Origin of the sequence: Pseudonocardia sp. D17 (assembly GCF_036984265.1) — a bacterium.
GTDB lineage: Bacteria > Actinomycetota > Actinomycetes > Mycobacteriales > Pseudonocardiaceae > Pseudonocardia > Pseudonocardia benzenivorans.
In genome coordinates this window covers 71872-91654 of record NZ_BPRG01000199.1, presented here as the reverse complement: position 1 = coordinate 91654, position 19783 = coordinate 71872, and the positions used below count along the sequence as shown (strand labels likewise).

At 74.2% G+C, this 19783-nt stretch carries 21 protein-coding genes; 12 read left to right on the top strand and 9 right to left on the bottom strand.

What is annotated here, in order from left to right; genetic code table 11:
- The first annotated feature begins 134 nt into the window (after window positions 1–134).
- A complete protein-coding gene (locus PSD17_RS27455; RefSeq protein WP_339125162.1) occupies window positions 135–1181 on the top strand; it encodes a sigma-70 family RNA polymerase sigma factor in 1047 nt (348 codons plus the stop codon).
- A gap of 160 nt (window positions 1182–1341) precedes the next feature.
- Window positions 1342–2169 (top strand): SAM-dependent methyltransferase, encoded by an 828-nt coding sequence (locus PSD17_RS27450; protein ID WP_013675748.1) that lies wholly within the window; start codon window positions 1342–1344, stop codon window positions 2167–2169.
- A gap of 60 nt (window positions 2170–2229) precedes the next feature.
- Here PSD17_RS27450 and PSD17_RS27445 read toward each other — a convergent pair whose 3' ends face one another.
- The gene (locus PSD17_RS27445; RefSeq protein ID WP_013675749.1) at window positions 2230–3120 is read right to left on the bottom strand and encodes a helix-turn-helix domain-containing protein; all 891 of its coding nucleotides are present in this window, start codon (window positions 3118–3120) and stop codon (window positions 2230–2232) included.
- A 195-nt stretch (window positions 3121–3315) separates the two neighbouring features.
- Entirely contained in the window at window positions 3316–3504 is a 189-nt protein-coding gene (locus PSD17_RS27440; protein WP_041761584.1) for a DUF397 domain-containing protein, read from the bottom strand.
- Window positions 3505–3724: 220 nt separating this feature from the next.
- Between PSD17_RS27440 and PSD17_RS27435 the strand changes: the two genes are divergently transcribed.
- Window positions 3725–4111 (top strand): hypothetical protein, encoded by a 387-nt coding sequence (locus tag PSD17_RS27435; RefSeq protein ID WP_013675751.1) that lies wholly within the window; start codon window positions 3725–3727, stop codon window positions 4109–4111.
- 130 nt (window positions 4112–4241) lie between these two features.
- A complete protein-coding gene (locus tag PSD17_RS27430) occupies window positions 4242–5363 on the top strand; it encodes a glycosyltransferase family 4 protein (protein ID WP_339125159.1) in 1122 nt (373 codons plus the stop codon).
- Here PSD17_RS27430 and galK read toward each other — a convergent pair.
- Genes galK through PSD17_RS27415 form a run of 3 tightly spaced genes read right to left on the bottom strand, consistent with a single transcriptional unit; the run spans window position 5350 to window position 8392 of the window.
- The gene (gene galK, locus PSD17_RS27425; protein WP_339125157.1) at window positions 5350–6528 is read right to left on the bottom strand and encodes a galactokinase; all 1179 of its coding nucleotides are present in this window, start codon (window positions 6526–6528) and stop codon (window positions 5350–5352) included. The genes PSD17_RS27430 and galK overlap by 14 nt on opposite strands.
- Window positions 6525–7601 (bottom strand): galactose-1-phosphate uridylyltransferase, encoded by a 1077-nt coding sequence (galT, locus tag PSD17_RS27420; RefSeq protein WP_013675754.1) that lies wholly within the window; start codon window positions 7599–7601, stop codon window positions 6525–6527. The genes galK and galT overlap by 4 nt, the downstream gene beginning before the upstream one ends.
- Complete coding sequence (locus PSD17_RS27415) at window positions 7598–8392, bottom strand: DeoR/GlpR family DNA-binding transcription regulator (protein ID WP_339125155.1); 795 nt, start codon at window positions 8390–8392, stop codon at window positions 7598–7600. The genes galT and PSD17_RS27415 overlap by 4 nt, the downstream gene beginning before the upstream one ends.
- Window positions 8393–8670: 278 nt before the next feature.
- On the opposite strand from PSD17_RS27415, the gene PSD17_RS27410 reads away from it, so the two are divergent.
- Window positions 8671–10371, top strand: coding sequence for a sodium:solute symporter family protein (locus PSD17_RS27410; protein ID WP_013675756.1), 1701 nt, complete (start codon window positions 8671–8673; stop codon window positions 10369–10371).
- A gap of 25 nt (window positions 10372–10396) precedes the next feature.
- Window positions 10397–10744: a hypothetical protein gene (locus tag PSD17_RS27405; RefSeq protein ID WP_234027910.1), complete on the top strand. Its 348-nt coding sequence runs from the start codon at window positions 10397–10399 to the stop codon at window positions 10742–10744.
- A gap of 154 nt (window positions 10745–10898) precedes the next feature.
- Here the strand turns inward: PSD17_RS27405 and PSD17_RS27400 are convergent, their stop codons facing one another.
- Complete coding sequence (locus PSD17_RS27400; RefSeq protein WP_267895051.1) at window positions 10899–11021, bottom strand: hypothetical protein; 123 nt, start codon at window positions 11019–11021, stop codon at window positions 10899–10901.
- A gap of 250 nt (window positions 11022–11271) precedes the next feature.
- Between PSD17_RS27400 and PSD17_RS27395 the strand changes: the two genes are divergently transcribed.
- Window positions 11272–12426 carry an acyl-CoA dehydrogenase family protein gene (locus tag PSD17_RS27395; RefSeq protein WP_013675759.1) on the top strand — a complete coding sequence of 385 codons (1155 nt, stop codon included), beginning with the start codon at window positions 11272–11274 and terminating at the stop codon, window positions 12424–12426.
- Here the strand turns inward: PSD17_RS27395 and PSD17_RS27390 are convergent.
- Window positions 12404–13156: a GntR family transcriptional regulator gene (locus PSD17_RS27390; RefSeq protein ID WP_339125150.1), complete on the bottom strand. Its 753-nt coding sequence runs from the start codon at window positions 13154–13156 to the stop codon at window positions 12404–12406. The genes PSD17_RS27395 and PSD17_RS27390 overlap by 23 nt on opposite strands.
- Window positions 13157–13641: 485 nt before the next feature.
- Here PSD17_RS27390 and PSD17_RS27385 point away from each other — a divergent pair, with 485 nt between their 5' ends.
- A complete protein-coding gene (locus tag PSD17_RS27385; RefSeq protein ID WP_339125148.1) occupies window positions 13642–14232 on the top strand; it encodes a hypothetical protein in 591 nt (196 codons plus the stop codon).
- 61 nt (window positions 14233–14293) lie between these two features.
- Here the strand turns inward: PSD17_RS27385 and PSD17_RS27380 are convergent, their stop codons facing one another.
- Window positions 14294–15748: an FGGY-family carbohydrate kinase gene (locus tag PSD17_RS27380; RefSeq protein WP_339125147.1), complete on the bottom strand. Its 1455-nt coding sequence runs from the start codon at window positions 15746–15748 to the stop codon at window positions 14294–14296.
- Window positions 15749–15801: 53 nt separating this feature from the next.
- Here PSD17_RS27380 and PSD17_RS27375 point away from each other — a divergent pair, with 53 nt between their 5' ends.
- Window positions 15802–16470 carry a class II aldolase/adducin family protein gene (locus PSD17_RS27375; protein WP_339125145.1) on the top strand — a complete coding sequence of 223 codons (669 nt, stop codon included), beginning with the start codon at window positions 15802–15804 and terminating at the stop codon, window positions 16468–16470.
- Here the strand turns inward: PSD17_RS27375 and PSD17_RS27370 are convergent.
- Complete coding sequence (locus PSD17_RS27370; protein ID WP_233899073.1) at window positions 16457–17653, bottom strand: PucR family transcriptional regulator; 1197 nt, start codon at window positions 17651–17653, stop codon at window positions 16457–16459. The genes PSD17_RS27375 and PSD17_RS27370 overlap by 14 nt on opposite strands.
- A 126-nt stretch (window positions 17654–17779) precedes the next feature.
- Here PSD17_RS27370 and hpnC point away from each other — a divergent pair, with 126 nt between their 5' ends.
- The 3 genes from hpnC to PSD17_RS27355 form a co-directional block, all read left to right on the top strand.
- The gene (hpnC, locus tag PSD17_RS27365) at window positions 17780–18763 is read left to right on the top strand and encodes a squalene synthase HpnC (RefSeq protein WP_339125144.1); all 984 of its coding nucleotides are present in this window, start codon (window positions 17780–17782) and stop codon (window positions 18761–18763) included.
- Window positions 18760–19692, top strand: a complete 933-nt coding sequence (locus PSD17_RS27360) for a squalene/phytoene synthase family protein (protein ID WP_013675766.1) — start codon at window positions 18760–18762, stop codon at window positions 19690–19692. Before hpnC ends, PSD17_RS27360 begins: the two co-directional genes overlap by 4 nt.
- On the top strand, window positions 19689–19783 hold a 95-nt coding region (locus tag PSD17_RS27355; RefSeq protein WP_339125206.1), incomplete at its 3' end, for an FAD-binding protein. The genes PSD17_RS27360 and PSD17_RS27355, both read left to right, overlap by 4 nt.

The following is a 19783-nucleotide window of genomic DNA, read 5'->3' as shown; positions in this document are numbered from 1 at the left end:
CCGCCGGACCGGCCGCGCCGCCCCACCGATCGACGCGGGTTTTTCGTCGGTGCCCGTCCCTATGCTGGCCATCACACCGGCCGCGACAGGCGTGCGACCGGTCCCGTCCGACGACCCTGGGGGAGGGGTTCTGCATGACGGACCTGGCGACGGCACCGCACCCGGCTGCACGGCCGGCACCACACCCGGCGCCGCCCGGCTCGGCACCCGCGTTCGACCCGCGCCTCGAGGAGCACCGGCGCGAGCTGACGGCGTACAGCTACCGCATGCTCGGGTCGGCGTTCGAGGCCGAGGACGCGGTGCAGGAGACCATGATCCGGGCGTGGCGCGGCCTGGCGAAGTTCGACGGGCGGTCGTCGCTGCGCTCGTGGATGTACCGGATCGCCACCAACGTCTGCCTCGACATGCTGAAGGGGCGCAAGCGCCGCGCCCTGCCGATGGACCTGTCGGCGGCGGGTGAGCCCGTCGCCGAGGCGCTCGGTGCGCCGCTGGACTCGACGGTCTGGGTGGAGCCGATCGCCGACTCGCGGGTGCTGCCCGGCACGGCCGACCCGGCGGAGACGGCCGTGGCGCGGGAGTCGATCCGGCTCGCGTTCGTCGCGGCCCTGCAGTACCTGCCGCCGCGGCAGCGGGCCGTGCTGATCCTGCGGGAGGTGCTGGCCTGGTCGGCGGCCGAGACGGCCGAGCTGCTGGACACGACCGTGGCGTCGGTCAACAGTGCGCTGCAGCGCGCGCGGGCGACGATGTCGTCGCGCGACCTCACCGACGACCGGCCCGACCCGATGAACGAGGAGAACCGGGCGCTGCTCGAGCGCTACGTCGCCGCCTTCGAGCGCTTCGACATGGAGGCGCTCGTCGGGCTCATCGCGGAGGACGCGGTGCAGGTCATGCCGCCCTTCGCGCTCTGGATGCGGGGCCGCGACCACATCATCGCCTGGATGGACGGCGGTCCCGGCAGCGGGTGCGCGGGGTCGCGGCTGCTGCCCTTCGAGGCCAACGGCCAGCTCGCGTTCGCGGCGTACCGCCCGAGCGGCCCGGGCGGGCTGCACGAGCCGTTCTCGATCCAGGTGCTGCACGTCGAGGACGACCGGATCGTCGGGTTCAGCCACTTCCTCGACACGAACCTGTTCCCGCTCTTCGGCCTCCCGCAGCACCCCGACGGGGAGATCCGCCGGGCCTGACGCCCGATCGGGTCGTTCCCGACACGCACCCGGACGTGCCGTGGGGCCGCGGCGGTCCCGCGGTGTCGATCTCGATAGGGTTCGGCACCGCACCGCCGGACGCCCGCACCGGGCGGCCGGGGGCGCAGGGCACGACCCGGGCACGATGAAGGAGCACGCGGTGACCAACCGACCGGCCGCCGGCCAGGACACCCGCGACGAGGTGCCCGGGGCCGACCTGAGCAGGCCGTCGATCGCCCGGGTGTACGACTACGTGCTCGGCGGCAAGCAGCACTTCGAGGTCGACCGTCGTGCCGCGCAGAGCATCTTCGACGCGCTGCCCGACGCGCCCCTGCTCGCCCGGGAGAACCGCCACTTCCTGCGCCGCGGCGTGCGGTACCTCGTCGCGGAGGCCGGGATCCGCCAGATCCTCGACATCGGCTCGGGCCTGCCCACGGAGGGCAACGTCCACGAGCTCGCCCACGAGGTCGCCCCCGACGCACGGGTCGTCTACGTCGACAACGACCCAGGGGTCCTCGCCCACGGACGCGCGTTGCTCGGCCGGGACCCGTCGACCGCGGTGATCACGGCCGACCTGCGCGACCCGGACTCGATCTTCGGCAACGACGCCGTCGGCAGGCTCATCGACACCGGCGAGCCCTACGCGATCCTGCTGTCCGGCATCGTCCAGCACCTGGGCGACGACGAGGACCCCTGCGGGATCGTCGCGACGCTGCGCGACCGGCTCCCCGCCGGCGGGTACCTGCTGCTCTCGCACTTCCTCGACGACGACGAGCCTCGCGCCAAGCGCCTCGAGCGCGGCTTCCTGCAGGGCGGCCTCGGGACCGGGCGGTTCCGCACCTGGGACGAGCTCCGGCGCTTCTTCGACGGGCTGGAGCTCGTCGAGCCCGGCCTGGTGTACGCCAACGACTGGCACCCCGACGCCGCGACGCCCACCGACAGCCCGGTGCACACGCTGTGCGCGGGCGCGATCGGCCGCAAGGACTGAGCGCACGTCCTGCGCCCTCCGGCGCGGGCGTCAGCCTGTGCCAGAGGCCGTCAGCGTGTTTCAGAGGCCCCGGCGCAGCCGGTGCAGCATCTCGGCGCTGCGCGCCGGGGTCTCGGCCTGCACGCTCACCCGCTCCATGACGGCCAGGTAGGCCTCGACCTCGGGCCGCTTCTCCAGGTAGACCGCGCTCGTGAGCTGCTCGAGGTAGACGATGTCGGGCAGGTCGGGCTCGGCGAAGCGCAGGATGGTGAACGGCCCGCCCGCGGCGGCGTGCCCGCCGAAGGTGAACGGCAGCACCTGCACCGTGACGTTGGGCAGCTCGGTCATCTCCAGCAGGTGGTCGATCTGCCCGCGCATGACCCGCGGCGGACCGAACGGCCGCCGCAGCGCACCCTCGTCGATCACCGCCCAGAACGCGGGCGCGCCCGGCTCGCCGAGCAGCTTCTGCCGGGTCATCCGCAGGTGGACGCGGCGGTCGATCTCCTCGACGGACTCGCCCTGATGCCCGACGACGATGACCGACCGCGCGTAGTCCTCGGACTGCAGCAGGCCTGGGACGAACTGGACCTGGAAGGTGCGGATCACCGAGGCCGCCTGCTCGAGCCGCAGGTACATCTCGAACCAACTCGGCAGCAGGTCCCCGTACTGGTGCCACCACCCCGGCACGTTGGCCTGCGCGACGAGGTCCATGAACTCGCCGCGCTCGCGCTCGTCGGTGACCCCGTAGAGGGTGAGCAGATCGGCGATGTCGCGTTCCTTGAACCCGACCCGCCCCAGCTCGAGGCGGCTGATCTTGGCGTGCGAGGCGCGGATGTGGTCGCCCGCCTGCTCTCGGGTGATCCCCTGGGCCTCGCGCATCCGACGCAGCTGGGTGCCGAGCACGATCCTCAGCACGGTCGGTCCGCTGTGTTCCGGATCCGGCAGCCCCTGCGGCTTGCCCGGTGCGGTCACGAACGACTCCAGACGCCGACGGGCACACGGTCGTCACGGAGCATAGCGGGCCGTGCGCGGACCGCGACCGCCACCGGGCCGGGACCGTACGGCCGATCGGCCGCAGCACCGCGCACCCTGTGCCGCACCGGGATCCGGAGTCGTCCGGGACATCAGGGGACGACGCCGCTCACGAGCAGGCATCGCCACTCACGATCAGGTCAGGTCGTCGAACTCCCCGAGGCGCACCCCGCGGACGAACGCGGCGATCTCCGCGCGGGTGTACACGAGTGCCGGGCCCAGCGGGTCGCGCGAGTTGCGGACGGCGACGGCTCCGCCGTCGAGCCCGGCGACCTCGACGCAGTCACCGCTCGGGTTGCTCGCGCTGCTCTTGCGCCAGCGCACGGTGCCGAGCTCGGGCGCCCGTACCCACGGCCGGGCCGACCGGTCGACATCGGCGCCGCCGACGGCCGTCGGCGTCCGGGTCGCGTCCGGCCCGGGCGCGGGTGTGGCGGGCGGAACCGCTGTCATGAGTCGTCCCCCGATCCGCCGTTCCGGGCGGCTCGTCCTTGCAGATGCACGTGCAGATGACCTTGCAGATGGCCGTCGAGCCGGGGACGATAGCGTGCGTGCCGAGCGGACGACCTGTCCGGTCGGGAACCGGGTACGTGGCGAGGAGATCCAGTCCGAGGTGGGCGGGGAACGAGCAGGAGAGCGCCGCGGCACGCGGCCGGGCGCGGTCGCGCCGGCTGCCGTCGCGGACGGGGCGAGGATCGACGCCGGGATCGTCACCGTCGCCGTGACCTGTCGACGTGACGCGCGCTCGCACCACGTCCCGGACACCGAGCTCACCCGCACCGCCGCGGCCGACACAGGCCGCTACCACGCCGTCTGCGGGTACGTCGTGTCCCCCGCCCCGCTCGTCGAGCCCGACGGCAAGCCGTGCGACGCGTGCGCCGAGATGACGGGCACGGCCCGCAAGCGGCGCAAGGGCCGGCGGCGCAGCGCCTGACCGCGTCCCGGGCGCACCCCGCGTGCCGGCCCGCGCGGCCCTCGGTAGGGTCCGGCACGGACATCACCCGACGGGGTGACGGCGCCGTCGCCCATGGCCGGTCCCCGGCCGGCCGGAGCAGGAGGCCGCCGTGCGCGTCGCCCATCTCGTCCCGTCCCTGCACCCGGACGAGCCCGAGAACGGCATCCTCGACCTGGCCGGAGCCGCGCCCGCGGCCGGTCTCGAACTGGTCGTGGTGGCGATCGCGACGACCGCGCTCTCCCCCGTGCCCGGCCGGCTGCGCGCGCTGGGCGTGCCCGTCGTCGAGCTGGGCACGGCGCCGTGGGATCCGCGGTCGCTGCCGCGGCTCGTCGACGTCCTGCGCCGGCACCGCGTCGACCTGCTGCACACCCACGTCGGCAACGCCGACACGCTCGGCGGGCTGGCCGGGGCGCGGCTGCGGATGCCGGTCGTGTCGACGGTGCACCGCATCGAGTCCCAGCCCGCCGACGCCTCGGACCGGGCCAAGCGCGCGGCGAAGATCCTCGCCAGGCGCCGCTTCGTGACGCGCACGATCGCGATCTCGCAGCTGCAGCGCGACTGGTACGCGGGCGCGGCGGCCGATCTCGTCGTGCTGCCCAACGGCGTCGGCGACCCCGGCCACGGCGACGCGACCGCCCGCGAGCGGCTGCGCGAGCGCCTCGGGGTGGCGGCTGACGGCGTGCTCGTCGCCTCGGTCGCGCCCATGCGCCGCGGGATGGGCCAGGACCTGCTGCTCGACGCCGTCGCCGCGCTGTCGGACAGCAGCCCGGTCACCGTCGTGCTCGGCGGCGACGGGCCGCTGCGGCCGTGGCTGCAGGCACGCGTCGACCGCGACGACGAGCTCGCGTCGCGCATCGTCTTCCACCCCACCGGCGACCCCCTCGACCTGCTGCGGGCCGCCGACGTCATGGTCCACACCACGCGGTCCGACGCCATGCCGCGCCGGCTGGTCGAGGGGCTCGCGCTCGGTCTGCCCGCGGTGGCGAGCACGACGGGCGGCATCCCCGAGATCGTCACCCGCGACACCGGCGTGCTCGTCGCGCTCGACGCCGCCCGGATCGCGGCCGCGCTCGATGCGCTCGCCGCCGACCCCGACCGGCGCGCGCGGCTCGGCGCGGCCGCCCGGCAGCGGTTCCTCGACCGCTTCGAGGCAGGCCGGTGGGCTGCGGAGCTGCGCGGGATCTACGCCGGACTGCTCGAGAGCGGGACCGCGACGCTCAGTCGTCGGTGATCGGGCGCGCGCCCGCCGACGGCGTCGCCGGCAGCGCGCGCGGCGGCGCGTAGCCACGGTCGGCGAACGCGGCGGCGATCGCGTCGGTGACGGCGCCGGCGGCGTCGGTCCTGGCGAGGACGACGACGCTGCCCCCGAACCCGCCCCCGGTCATCCGGGCACCGAGCGCGCCCGCGTCCAGCGCCGCCGCCACGGCCGTGTCCAGCTCGGGCACGGTGACCTCGAAGTCGTCGCGCAGCGACGCGTGCGAGGCGGTGAGCAGCGGCCCGATCTCCTCGGGTCGCCCGGCGTCGAGCAGGCCGACGACGTCGAGCACCCGGGCGTTCTCGGTGACGACGTGTCGCACCCGGCGGCGGACGACCTCGTCGTCGAGGCGCGCGAGGGCGTCGTCGAGGCCGGCGAGCGGGACGTCGCGCAGCGCCGGCACCCCGAGTGCCCGGGCGCCCGCGGCGCAGGCGCGCTGCCGGTCGGCGTACTCGCCGTCGACGAGCCGGTGCGGTGCGTTCGTGTCGACGAGCAGCAGCGCGAGCCCCCCACCGGCACCGGGATCGAGGTCGAGGGGCACCTGCCGCGTCGCCATGCTGCGGGTGTCGAGGAACAGCGCGCAGCCCTCCGCGCACATGAGCGAGGCCATCTGGTCCATCACGCCGCTCGGCACGCCGACGAACTCGTTCTCCGCACCCCTGGCGTGGGCCGCCGCGTCGGGGCCGGTGAGGCCGAGGCCGAGTACGTCGTCGATCGCGCGGACGACGACGCACTCCAGTGCCGCCGACGAGGACAGCCCCGCACCGGCCGGCACGTCACCGTCGACGACCAGGTCGAACCCGGCGTCGCCGACGGGCAGGCCGGCGCGGCGCAACCGCCACACCACACCGGCGGGATAGCCCGCCCAGCCCGGCACCGACCCGGGCTCGAGGTCGGCGACCCCGGCCTCCACGACCTCGTCGCCGTGCTGCAGCGACACCATCCGCAGGACGCCGGAGTCGTTGCGCCGCAACGCCGCGCTGACCCCGAGCGGGAGCGCCCACGGCAGCACGAAGCCGTCGTTGTAGTCCGTGTGCTCCCCGATCAGGTTGACCCGGCCCGGCGCCCGCCAGACGACGTCGGGCGGCCCGTCGAACCGCCGTGCGAAGGCGGCGCGCAGGGTGCTCGACCCGACCGTCACCGGATGTCCCGCAGCCGCTGGGCCACGGACTCCGCGAGCACGTCGCTGACGAACGCGCCCGCGCCGGTCTCCGAGCCCGCCAGGTATTTGAGCTTGCCCGGCGCCCGGCGGATCGACGACACCCGCAGGTGCAGGTGGGCGAGCTCGCGGTCGCCGTCGTGCTCGGGCCGCACGGGCGCCTGCTGCCAGCCCGCGACGTAGGGCAGCGGGTCGCCGTAGAGCGCGTCGAGACGACCGAGGACGTCGAGGTAGACCTCGGCGAACTCGTCACGCTCGGCGTCGGTCAGCGCGGGGATGTCGGGGACCTGCCGGTGCGGGTACAGGTGGACCTCCACCGGGTACCGCGCCGCCTCCGGCACGAACGCGGTCCAGTGCTCCCCCGCCACGACGACGCGTTCGCCCGCCCGCTCGGCGTGCAGCACGTCGGCGAACAGGTTGCGGCCGGTCGCGGCGAGGTGGGCACGGGCCCTGTCGAGCATCCGCGCGGGGATGGGCGGCACGTACGGGTAGGCGTAGATCTGGCCGTGCGGGTGGGCGAGCGTCACGCCGATCTCGGCGCCGCGGTTCTCGAACGGGAACACCTGCGCGACACCGGGGAGCGCGCCGAGCTCGGCCGTCCGGTCGGCCCAGACGTCGACGACGAGCCGCACCCGGGCCGGGGTGAGCGCGCCGAACGACGAGTCGTGGTCGCTGGTGAAGCAGACGACCTCGCACCGCCCGGCCGCCGGGTCCGGGGTCGTTCCCGACAGCGGCGCACCGCCGCCGAACGACGGGAACCGGTTCTCGAAGACGACGACCTCGTAGTCCGGCGTCGGGATCTCGGTGTGGTGCTCGCCGTGCGTCGGGTCGAGCGGGCACTGGTCGGCCGGCGGCTGGTAGGTGCGGTCCTGGCGGTGGGAGGCGACCGCGACCCACTCGCCCGCGAGCGTGTCGTAGCGCAGCTGCGACGCCGAGATCGTCCGCGGCAGGTCCCGCCGGTCGACGAGCGTGGCCGGGTCGCGCCCGGGCGTCGCGTCCTCGTCGAACCACAGGATGCGACGGCCGTCGGCCAGCCTGCCCTCGGTGCGCCTCACGCGCCCTCCCCCGGCACCGGTGCGACGACGAGCTCCTCGACCTCGCCCGCGAGCACGGCCCGCGCGTCGGCGGCCAGGCCGTCGTCGGTCACGAGCACGTCCGCGTCGCCGAGTGCGGCGATGGTCGAGATGCCCACGGTTCCCCATTTCGTGTGGTCCGCGACGACGACGAGGCGTTGACCCGCCTCGACGAGCGCCCGGTCGGTCTCCGCCTCGGTCAGGTTGGGTGTGGTGAACCCGGCGGCCGCGGCCATGCCGTGCACGCCGAGGAACACCGCGTCGAGGTTGAGGCTGCGCAGCGCCCGCACCGCCACGGGCCCGACGAGTGCCTCCGACGGGGTCCGCACCCCGCCGGTGAGGATGACCGTCGGGTCCGACCGCGCGGTGCCCCGGAAGACGTCGGCGACGGCCATCGAGTTGGTGACGATCGTGAGACCCGGGACGTCGACGAGCCTGCGGGCCAGCGCCCACGTCGTCGTCCCGGCCGAGAGCCCGACGGCCGAGCCGGGCTCGACGAGCCGGGCGGCCGCGACGGCGATCGCCTCCTTCTCGGCGAGCTGGCGGTGCGACTTGACGACGAAGCCCGGCTCGTCGGTACTGGGCGAGGCGACGGCCGTCGCGCCCCCGTGCACCTTGTCGACGAGCCGGCGCCGGGCGAGCACGTCGAGGTCCCGGCGCACGGTCATGTCCGACACGCCGAACCGCTCGGCCAGGTCGGTGACGCGCACGGCACCGCGGGCCCGGACCTGCTCGAGGATCAGCTCCCGGCGCTGCTGTGCGAGCAGGCCCACGAATCCTCCTCGCACGAGCTGCCGAAAGCCACGACGCGAACGACTTCGCACAGAATGCAACATGATCACTCAGCCGTCAACGTGCGCGGACCCGCCCCGTGTGGTAGGGGTCACCGCCCCTGTCGCAGCGGACCCATGAGTATCGGATCGTTACGTCGATAATTGTTCGAACGTGTCCGAAGCCGGTAGCTTGCTCCGCACAACGGTCGACCGAGAGCGGGAGTCGCGATGATGCGAACCGGACGGCACTGGCCCCGACGCGAGGCCCGGAGCACGACATGACCACGGTGCTCGCCCAGGCGGCGGCCGACGTCCGGCTCGATGCCAACTTCGTCGACTACCTGCTCGTCGCCTTCTACTTCGTCCTGGTGCTCGGCATCGGCTACATGGCCCGTCGGTCGGTGTCGTCGAGCCTCGACTTCCTGCTGTCCGGCCGCTCGATGCCCGCGTGGGTGACCGGGCTCGCGTTCATCTCCGCGAACCTCGGCGCCCTCGAGCTGATCGGCATGATGGCCAACGGTGCCCAGTACGGCATCGCGACGGTGCACTACTACTGGATCGGCGCCGTCCCGGCCATGGTGTTCCTCGGCCTGGTCATGATGCCGTTCTACTACGGCTCGAAGGCCCGCAGCGTCCCCGAGTTCCTGTTCAAGCGCTTCAACCGCACGACCCAGCGCATCCAGGGCGTCATCTTCGCGGTCGCCTCGATCCTGATCGCCGGGGTCAACCTCTTCGCCCTCGGCCTGATCATCGAAGCCCTGCTCGGCTGGCCGCTGGGGGTGGCGATCCCGGTCGCCGCGCTCGTCGTCCTCGCCTACACCACGCTCGGCGGGCTCTCGGCGGCGATCTACAACGAGGTCCTGCAGTTCTTCGTCATCCTCGCGCTGCTGATCCCGCTGACCCTCGCCGGCCTCAACCGCGTCGGCGGCTGGGAGGGTCTGAAGGAGAAGGTCACCGCGGGACCCGGTGGCGCCGAACAGCTGTCGTCCTGGCCGGGGACGGAGCTCACCGAGATCTCCAACCCGGTCTGGTCGGTCATCGGCATCGTCTTCGGGCTCGGCTTCGTCCTGTCGTTCGGCTACTGGACGACGAACTTCGCCGAGGTGCAGCGCGCGCTGTCGGCCAAGAGCATGTCCGCGGCCCGGCGCACGCCGATCATCGGCGCCTTCCCGAAGGCGCTCATCCCGCTCGTCGTCGTGATCCCCGGCATGATCGGCGCCGTCCTGCTCCCGCAGATCCAGGCCGTCAAGGCCGGCACGGCGCCCGCGGGCAGCGACATCACCTACAACGACACCCTGACGCTGCTGATGAAGGAGCTGCTGCCCAACGGCATCCTCGGCGTCGCGATCGCGGGCCTGCTCGCCGCGTTCATGGCGGGCATGGCGGCCAACATCAGCTCGTTCAACACCGTGTTCACCTACGACATCTGGCAGGACTGGGTGCGACCGGGCCGGTCGGACCGCTACTACCTGCAGGTCGGCCGCCTGGTCACGGTCGTCGGCTGCGTGCTCGCCATCGGCACGGCCTTCATCGCGTCGGGCTCGCAGAACCTGATGGACTACATCCAGGCGCTGTTCAGCTTCTTCAACGCGCCGCTGTTCGCGATCTTCATCCTCGGACTGTTCTGGAAGCGGATGACGGGCACCGCGGCGTGGGTCGGCCTGCTGTCGGGCACGGTCGCCGCCGTCGTCATCGACCAGCTGGTCCGCTTCGACGTCCTGCAGCTGTCCAGCCAGGCCGGCAGCTTCGTCGGCGCCAGCGCCGCATTCATCGTCGGCGTCGGGGTCGCGCTGCTCGTCTCGATGGCGGGCCGGCCGAAGCCGGACAGCGAGCTCGCGGGGCTCGTGTGGAGCCTCACGCCGCGGGCGAGCCGGTCGCACTCCGTCGAGGGTGACGACGCCGGCTGGTACCGGTCGCCGCAGCTGCTCGCCGTGCTGGTGCTGATCCTCGTCGTCGTCCTCTACATCATCTTCATCTGAGCCCGGAACCGAAGGAGCGAGACGGATGACCGACTCCCCAGAGGCCCACGACGCCGCCGGGACGGGCCCCACCGAGATACCGCAGGGCGGGACCGACGCACCGCCGTCGGCCGCGGCGAACCTGTTCGACCTCCGCACCATCATCGCCGTCCTGTTCGGCGTCTACGGCATCGTCCTGCTGATCATGGGGCTGGTGTCGACGAGCACCGAGGACCGGGCGAAGACGGGCGGCTCGAACCTGAACCTGGACATGGGCATCGGCATGCTGGTCGTCGCCGGACTGTTCCTGCTCTGGGTGACGCTGCGGCCGCTCAAGCCGCCGACGCCCGCGCAGGTCGCCGCGGCTCGCGACGACGGGCCACCCGCCCACTGACGATTCCGCGCGATCTCAGCTGTCCCTGCAGTCGCACCTGCAGGTTCAGCTGTCCCTGCACGAGCCGTCCCTGCACGTGCGAACGGGCCGGCGTCGCCTCGCGGCGGCGCCGGCCCGTTCGTCCGTGTGTCGCCGGTGAGCCCGGGCGCGGTGCTCACCGCTCGTCGTGCGAGCCGACGGGGTAACGCGGGTTGAAGCTGACGAGCGTCCACTCGTCGAAGCGGCGAGCGGCGCGGACCATGGCGCTCCACACGGTGCGGCGGTCGATGACGGCCATTCTGTGTTCCTCCGGTGCGGTCGATGTGTGCCGGCCGGGGTCGTGCACGGTGTCGGGGCCCCGGCGGGGAGCACGTTCCCTGGGCTCCACTCGTTCCAACGACGCGATCTTCTGAATCGTTACCGACACGCTGAGTGCGCGATACACGTCACGCTCGGACCCGGTGTGACGACGTCCGCCCGGCGGCGCGAGGAGGCCGGAAATTCTATATTCTGGAGAATCCCTGGACCCGAGCGAGGAGCCTGCCGTCGTGACCGAGCTGAGCACCGAGGAACGCGCCGTCGTCGAAACCGTCCGCGAGTTCGTCGACCGCGAGGTGCGGCCCGTGGTCCGCGACCTCGAGCATGCGAACGAGTACCCCGAGAAGCTCATCGAGCAGATGAAGCAGCTCGGCATCTTCGGCCTCGCGATCCCCGAGCCGTGGGGCGAGGCGCCGGTGTCGATGCCGTGCTACGCCCTCGTCACCGCGGAGCTCGCCCGCGGCTGGATGAGCCTGGCCGGCGCGATGGGTGGGCACACCGTCGTCTCCAAGCTGCTCGTCGCGTTCGGCACCAAGGAGCAGCAGGACCGCTACCTGCCGAGGATGGCCACCGGCGAGATCCGCGCGACCATGGCGCTGACCGAGCCCGGCGGCGGGTCGGACCTGCAGGCGATGACGACGACCGCGCGCCGCGACGGCGACGACTACGTCGTCAACGGCGCGAAGACGTGGATCACCAACTCGCGCAGGTCGCAGCTGATCGCGCTGATGTGCAAGACCGACCCGGCCGCCGAGCCGAAGCACCGCGGCGTGTCGATCCTGCTCGTCGAGCACGGGCCCGGCCTCACCGTCTCGCGCGACCTGCCCAAGCTCGGCTACAAGGGCGTCGAGAGTTGCGAGCTGTCGTTCGACGACTACCGCACGCCCGCCTCGTCCGTCCTCGGCGGCACGGAGGGGCGCGGCTTCGCGCAGATGATGAAGGGCCTCGAGACCGGCCGCATCCAGGTCGCCTCGCGCGCGCTCGGCGTCGCCCAGGCGGCGTTCGACGACGCGCTGGCCTACGCGCAGGAGCGCGAGAGCTTCGGCAAGCCGATCTGGCAGCACCAGTCGATCGGCAACTACCTGGCCGACATGGCCACCAAGATCACCGCGGCGCGCCAGCTGATCCTCTTCGCCGCCGACAGGTTCGACGCTGGGCAGCGCTGCGACATGGAGGCGGGGATGGCGAAGCTGTTCGCCTCCGAGACCGCGATGCAGGTCGCGCTCGACGCCGTGCGCATCCACGGCGGGTACGGCTACTCCACCGAGTTCGACGTCGAACGGTACTTCCGCGACGCGCCGCTGATGATCGTCGGTGAGGGCACCAACGAGATCCAGCGCAACGTCATCGCCGCACAGCTGGTCAAGCGCGGCGGACTCGGCTGACCCGCTCGCTCGCCCGGGCGGCGTCGGGCGCGGTGTCCCCGGGGGAGGGCCCGAGGACACCGCGCTGCTCGAGGTGGTCGGCCAGCAGCGCCCCGATGTGACGGATGTGCGCGTCCATCGCGGCGCGGGCGGCGGCCGGATCGCGGGCGTCCAGCGCGGCGAGCACGGCGTCGTGGTCGTGGGTCGTCGCGTCGCTCCAGCCCGGCACGCGGTCGTAGTAGCCGCGTGGGACGTGGTTGACGAACAGGTTCAGCATCGACGCCAACCGGTGCGCGCCTGCCGCTTTGTTGATCGTGCGGTGCACCTGGTGGTTGAGCTCGCCGACCCGGCCGAGCTCGCCGCGCTCCCCCGCCGCATCCAGCTCCCGCTGCAGCCGGTGGAGGTCGGCGAGGCCGTCGTCGGGCAGCGTCGTCGCGGCCCGGGCGGCGAGCTCGCCCGCGATGTGGGCCTGCACCGCGAAGAGATCGTCGACGTCGGTGCGGGTCAGCGGGACCACCCGGAAACCCCGACGGGGTTCCCAGCGCACGGCGCCCTCACCGTGCAGGAGCATGAGCGCCTCGCGGACCGGGGTGGCGCTCACCCCGAGGCGCGCGGCCACGTGCTCGGTCCGCACGAACGACGACGCCGGCAGCTCCCCCACCATGATCGCCTCGCGCAGCCAGCTCGCGACCCGGTCGGTGAGCTGCGACGACCGGCCCATCCGCACACCGTCGCCCGCCGTCTCCCCCACCGCCGTCGTCTCCCGTTGTCACCACGCCGATCCGCGACGAGCCTACTGTCCGCCGGCCGGGGTCGAGGGGACGCCGCCCGCCGTGGACACCGGGCGTCGCGCGGCGCACCGGCTCGGCGAGACCGACGAGCACCGAGGCGGCGAGGTGGCCGGTCCGGCACGTCGCGCCTGCGGCGCAGCGTCGTCGCCGAACCCGAGAAGGGCCGTCGCCCCCGACCTCCCCGTGGGGCGGCGCTGTCGCGGGAGGCGGCGCTGTCGCGGGAGGCGCCGCCGTCGCGGGAGGCGGCGCTGTCGCGGGGGCGGCGCTGTCGCGGGGGCGGCGCTGTCGCGGGGGCGGCGCTGTCGCGGGAGGCAGCGCCGTCGCCGAGCGCGACGGCGGTCGAGAGCCTCGCCGGCGGCCCGCCGCCCTCCCGACGGCGCCCGCTCGGCGCACACCCGCCGCCCGACCGGCCCGCCGCCCGCGGCCGTGGCTAGCCTTTGGCCGCGTGACCCGCCGTCGTGCCGTGGGGATGGCCGTCCTCGCGGCCGTCGCCGCCCTGCTCACCGCCTGCTCGTCGGGGTCCGGGCCGTCGGGGTCCGGGCCGTCGGGGTCCGGGCCGTCGCAGGAGGTGCCCGCGCCCCTCGCACCCACGACGGCCGAGCCCGCAGGGGCGAACCCGTCGGCGAGCTCGGTGCTCGTCTGCTCCGACGAGGCGCGCGAGGACATCACGGAGGCCCTCGGCGTGGCGCCCACCGCCATCGACCCGCCCACCTGGGCCGACCACGTCTACTCCTGTCGCTACCGCTATCCCGCCGGCTCGTTCACCCTGTCGGTCAAGGAGCTGTCGTCGGTCGCCGAGACGACCGCCTACATGGACGCGCTGGCCCAGCGGCTCGGCTCGACCCGCACCGAGGACGGGCTCGGCGAGGGCGCGTTCGTCACGACCAACGGCTCGGTCGTGGTGCGCAAGGACTTCAAGGTCCTGCTGGTCGACGACACGGACCTCCCGCCCGGCCTCGGCTCCCCGCCGATCACGCCGCCGCAGACGGCGCTCCTGGTCGCGCGCACGATCATCGGCTGCTGGACCGGCGCCTGACGGGCCGCCCCGACACCGGCACTGCCGAGCCCAGCTCAGACGTCGTGAGCGGCGATGGTCGCTAGAGCGACCATCGGCGCTCACGGGTGAGCTCGGCGCGGAGGCGGGCACAACCCTCGGCCAGCGCGTCGGCACGCTCGGGCCGCGGGTCGAAGCGGGCCCGGAGCCGGACCATGCGCTGCGCCGTCGCGGCGAGCGACCCCGGCTCCGCGGCGGCGAGCACGGCGGCGCCGAACGCCGAGCCCGCCTCCCGGGGGACGGCGACGGGCCGGCCGAGGACGTCGGCCCGCAGCTGGTTCCACCAGTCGTTGGCGCTGGTGGCGCCGGTGACGGTGACCGCGCCGGAGACGTCGGCACCGAGCCCGGCGAGCACGTCGAACGCCAGCCTCTCGACGTAGGCCACGCCGTGCGCGACCCGCGCGAGCGTCTCGGCCGGGGTCGGGACCGCGGGGCCGCCGACGTCGAAACCCCGCGCGTCGGGGTCGGGGAACGGGAACCGCTCCCCGACCCCCACCAGCGGGTACGTCGCACCCGGCGGCACGCCGAGCGCGGCCGCGGCGGGGGTGAGCGCGGCCAGGTCGACACCGGGGAGCTCACGGCGCAGGACCCCCGCCCCCACGTTCGACGCCCCGCCCGGCAGCCAGCCGCCGTCGGGATGGCGATGGCAGTACACCGCGCCCGCGGGGTCGACGACCGGCGTGGCCGTGGCCCCCTTGACGACCAGCGTCGTCCCGAGGGCGGAGCACCAGTCGCCGGGAGCGAGGGCGCCGGCCGCCACCTGCGCGGCGCACCCGTCGGTCATCCCGGCGACGACGGGCGTCCCCGCCGGCACCGCGCTCTCCGCGGCCGCCGCGGGCGACACGACGGCCAGCGGGGTCCCGGGCGGCACGACGGCGGGCAGCACCGCCGCGTCGACCCCCAGCGCCTCGAACACGGCGGTCGGCCACGCGTCGGCGAGCAGGTCGTAGCCGGTCTTGAGTGCGTGGCTGGTGTCGGTCGCGACGGGGTGCCCCGCGAGCCGGGCGACGACGTGGTCGGCCTGGTGGACGACCGTGTGCCCGGCCGGGACGGCACCCGTCGCGCACAGCTCGACGAGCTTGGGCAACGCCCACGCCGCCTGCACGCGGTACCCGAGCGCCGCCCACACCGCCTGCCCCGCCTCCCGGACGGCGGCCACCCGCGCGGCGGCGCGGGTGTCGTCGTACATCAGCCCCGGGCCGACGGCCCGGCCGGCGCCGTCCTGGACGACGAGCGTCCCCGACGTCGAGTCGACGGCCAGCGCGGCGACCTCGCGCCCGCGCAGCCCCGCGAGCGCCGCCGACGTCGCCACGCAGGTCGCCGTCCACCACTCCTGCGGGTCCTGCTCGTGGCGCGGCCCCCGGCGCAGGTCGTGCCGCAGCCGCGCCGACCCGGCGCCGGCGACGTGCCCCGCGGCGTCGACCGCGACGGCGCGGACCCCCTGGGTACCCAGGTCGACCCCCAGCCAGACCGGACCGCCGGGTCCCTCCGCGAGCACGTCGGCGACGATAACGTCGCCGGTGATCACGCCGACCGGGAGGACCGACGACCATGCTGCTGCCGGAGGCCCGCGAGGCCGTCGTCGAGCACTGCCTGCGGATGCGCACGGACGACCTCACCGTCGCGACGTCGGGCAACATCAGCGTCCGCGTCGGCGACCTGGTGGCCGTCACGCCCAGCGGCGTCCCCTACGACCGGCTCGACGCGGCCGGGGTGTGCGTCGTCGATCTCGACGGCCGCCCGGCCGACCCGGACGCGACAGGGCCCGTCGTGCCGTCGAGCGAGCTGCCCATGCACCTCGCGGTCTACCGCGCCACCGACGCGGGCGCGGTCGTGCACACCCATCCGCTGTACGCGACGGCGGTGTCGGCGCTGCTCGACGAGCTCCCCGCGGTGCACTACATGGTCGCGGCGCTGGGCGGACCGGTGCGGGTCGCGCCGTACGCGACGTACGGCACCGAGGCGCTGGCCCGGGCGAGCGTCGAGGCGCTGGCCGGGCGCAGCGCGGTGATCCTGCGCAACCACGGCGCGACCACCCACGGGCCCGACCTCGCGACCGCCTACACCCGCAGCCTGCACCTGGAGTGGCTGTGCCGGTTGTGGCACCAGGCGAGCCTCGCGGGCACCCCGCGGCTCCTGCCGGCCGACGAGCTGGACCGCGTCGCGGAACTGCTGCGCGGCTACGGCAGGCCCGCGGGCGGCGCCGTCACGACGAGCTGACCGCCAGCGGGTCGGACGCGGGCGTGCGCGCCTCCCCGAACGACAGCGCCAGCACCATCCGGGCCCGCACCTCGGGATCGTCGAGGTCGTCGCCGAACAGCTCGTGCAGCTTGGCGAGGCGGTAGCGGACCGTCTGCGGGTGCACGTGCAGCTCCGCCGCGATCGCCTGGCGGTCGCCCATGTGCCGCAGCCAGGATCCGAGCGTCTCGACGAGCCGCTCCCGCGACGCCTGCGTCGTCCCCCGCAACGGGCCGAGGACCTGGTGGCGCAGCGCGTCGAGCAGCTTGGCGTCGCGGTGGACGATGATCGCGTCGAGGTGCTCGTCGGTGAAGACCGGGTCGTCGGTGAGGATGCCCTCGCGCTGCAACCGTGCGGCGATCTCGGCGATGTGCAGGCTGGCCGGCAGCCGGTCGGGCGGCACGGCCACCCCGACGACGGCACCCGCCCCGCGCAGGGTCAGCCCCAACCGCCGCCGCAGCCCGGGACGCGACGGGTCGGGCACGATCGCACCCAGCAGTGGCGGCCGGCTGAACACGAGGCACGACGCGTCCATCCGGGCCAGCGTGCGGTGCCCGACGGCGTTGTCGCGCTGGATGAGCACGACGCCCAGCTCGTCGGGGACGGTCCAGCCGGCGCGGGCGGCGGCGGCACGCACGGCCGCCTGGTCGGCCCGGTCGGAGAGCAGCAGCCCGACGAGCTCGTCGCGCAGCCGTTCGCGGGTCGCGGCCTCCTCCGACTGCTCGAGGACGTAGCCGCGCGCCGACGAGGACGACAGCTTGTCGACGAAGAAGAAGACGGCCTCGGCGAGCGAGGCCAGCGTCCGCGGTTCGACCCCCATCTCGACGGCCGCCGCGGAGACGTGGTGCCAGCACACCCGGGCGCCGACCTGGTAGGCGCCCAGCAGCGCGGAGAGGTCGCGACCCTCGCGCCACTGGATGCGCCCGATCTCCTCGAACAGCTCGGGGCCCACGCCGTCCTCGCTGCTCGGGGCCCCCGCCATGGTGACGAGCCTGCGCATCGCGGCGTCGGCCGCCACGGCCACCTCGACGTCGTGCTCGTCGAGGAAGGACGCGTAGTCCGGCCACTCCTCGCCCAGCGCTGCGCGCACCTCGGACAGCAGCGCCGGGAGGCGCTCGGCGAGCACCGGTAAGAGCGCCGTCAGGGACGGGTCCTGAACGTCCACACATCTTTTGTACGCCCCTCGGGGCATCCGACTCACCGGATTTATCAGGATGTGACAACTCTGGCCGGGCAGAATTAACCGTTGGTGCGCAGAGATCGTCCGGCGCGAAGGAGCAGGATTTGCCCCGTGGGAGGTCGGCGGGCGGGGGCGCCGCCGGCGCCCGCGGCGGGGTCCGCGACCGAGGCCCGGCTGCGGGACGCCGAGCGGTCCGAGAACTTCCCGGTGGCACTGCGTGTGCTGCCGGCGCGGACGCGTGCGCACCTGCGCGCGGTCTACGACGTCGTCCGCGCGATCGACGACATCGGCGACGGTGACGACGACCCCGGCGGCCGGGTCGGCACCCACCCCGAGCGGGCCGACCCCGAGCGGGCCGTCACCGAGCGGACCGTCACCGAGCGGGCCGACACCGAGCGGGCCGACCGGACCGCCCGGCTCCATGCTTTCTGCGCCGATCTGCGTCGGGTCTGGGACGGCCCGCCCGGCCCCGTCGATCCGGTGCTGCAGCGCCTCGTCCCGACCGTGCGCGCCTGCGGGCTGACCCGGGAGCCCTTCGAGCGCCTGGTCGCCGCCAACCTGGCCGACCAGCACGTCACCCGCTACCGGACGTGGGACGACCTCCTCGGCTACTGCGTGCTGTCCGCGGAACCCATCGGGCGCATGGTCCTGGCGGTGTTCGGCGTCGACGCCCCCGACGGGTCGCTCGTGCAGCGGCGCTCCGACCGGATCTGCACCGCGCTGCAGGTCCTGGAGCACTGCCAGGACGTCGCCGAGGACCTCGGCCGCGGCCGCGTCTACCTGCCGGCCGAGGACATGGCCGCGTTCGGCGTGACCGAGGCCGACCTCACCGCCCCGCACACACCGACGACGGTGCGCGCGCTCGTCGCCCGCGAGACCGAACGCGCGAGCGCCCTGCTCGACGAGGGCGCCCCGCTGCTCGGGCAGCTGCACGGCTGGGCCCGGCTCGCCGTCGCCGGCTACCTCGCCGGGGGCCGTGGCGCCGCAGACGCGTTGCGCCGCAGCAGGTTCGACGTCCTCGCCGGCAGCCCGCGCACACGCAGGCGTGACGTCGTCCACCACCTGGTCCGCGAGCTAGCCCGGAGTGCCGTATGAGCCGTCGCCCGTCCACCGCCCTCGAGCTCGCCTACGCGCGCACCGAGGCCATCACGCGGGAGCAGGCGCGCAACTTCTACTACGGCATCCGGCTGCTGCCGCCCGCGAAGCGGTCCGCGCTGTGCGCCGTCTACGCGCTGGCCCGGCGCATCGACGACATCGGCGACGGCGATGCCGGTGGCGACCCCGGCACCGAGGCCAAGCTCGCCGCGCTGGGCCGGGTCCGCGAGTCGGTGCGGCGCGCCCGCGAGCAGGACCCCGACGCGAGCGACGCGGTGCTCGTCGCCGTCACCGACGCCGCGCGCCGCTACCCGATCCCGCTGGGCGCCTTCGACGAGCTCGTCGACGGCGTCGAGGCCGACGTGCGGATGGACGACGTGCCGGGCGAGTCCGCGCCCTACGCGACGTTCGACGACATGGTCGGCTACTGCCGGCAGGTCGCGGGTTCGGTGGGCCGGCTGTGCCTGGGCATCTTCGGGTCGCGCCCCGACCCGCGGGCCCCCGGGTTCGCCGACGCGCTCGGCATCGCGCTGCAGCAGACGAACATCCTGCGCGACATCCGCGAGGACCTGCAGAACGGTCGCATCTACCTGCCGACCGAGGAGCTGGCCCGGTTCGACGTGGACCTGCGCCTCGACGAGCACGGCAACCTCGTCGACAAGACCGGCGGACTGGCCGAGCTGATCCGCTTCTCGGCCGCGCGGGCGCGCGAGTGGTACGCCGACGGGCTGCGGCTGGTACCGCTGCTCGACCGGCGCAGCGCCGCCTGCGCGACCGCGATGGCCGGCATCTACCGGCAGCTGCTCGACGACATCGCCGCCGACCCGCCGTCGGTCTACCACCAGCGCCGGTCGTTGTCGGGCCGGCAGAAGATCGGGGTCGCGGTCAAGGCGCTGGCCGGCCGCGCGCCGGGAGGTGCCGGGGCGTGAGCGTGCACGTGGCGGTCGTCGGCGGGGGGCTGGCGGGGATCACGGCCGCGTTGCGCTGCGCCGACGCCGGGGCGCGGGTCACGTTGCTGGA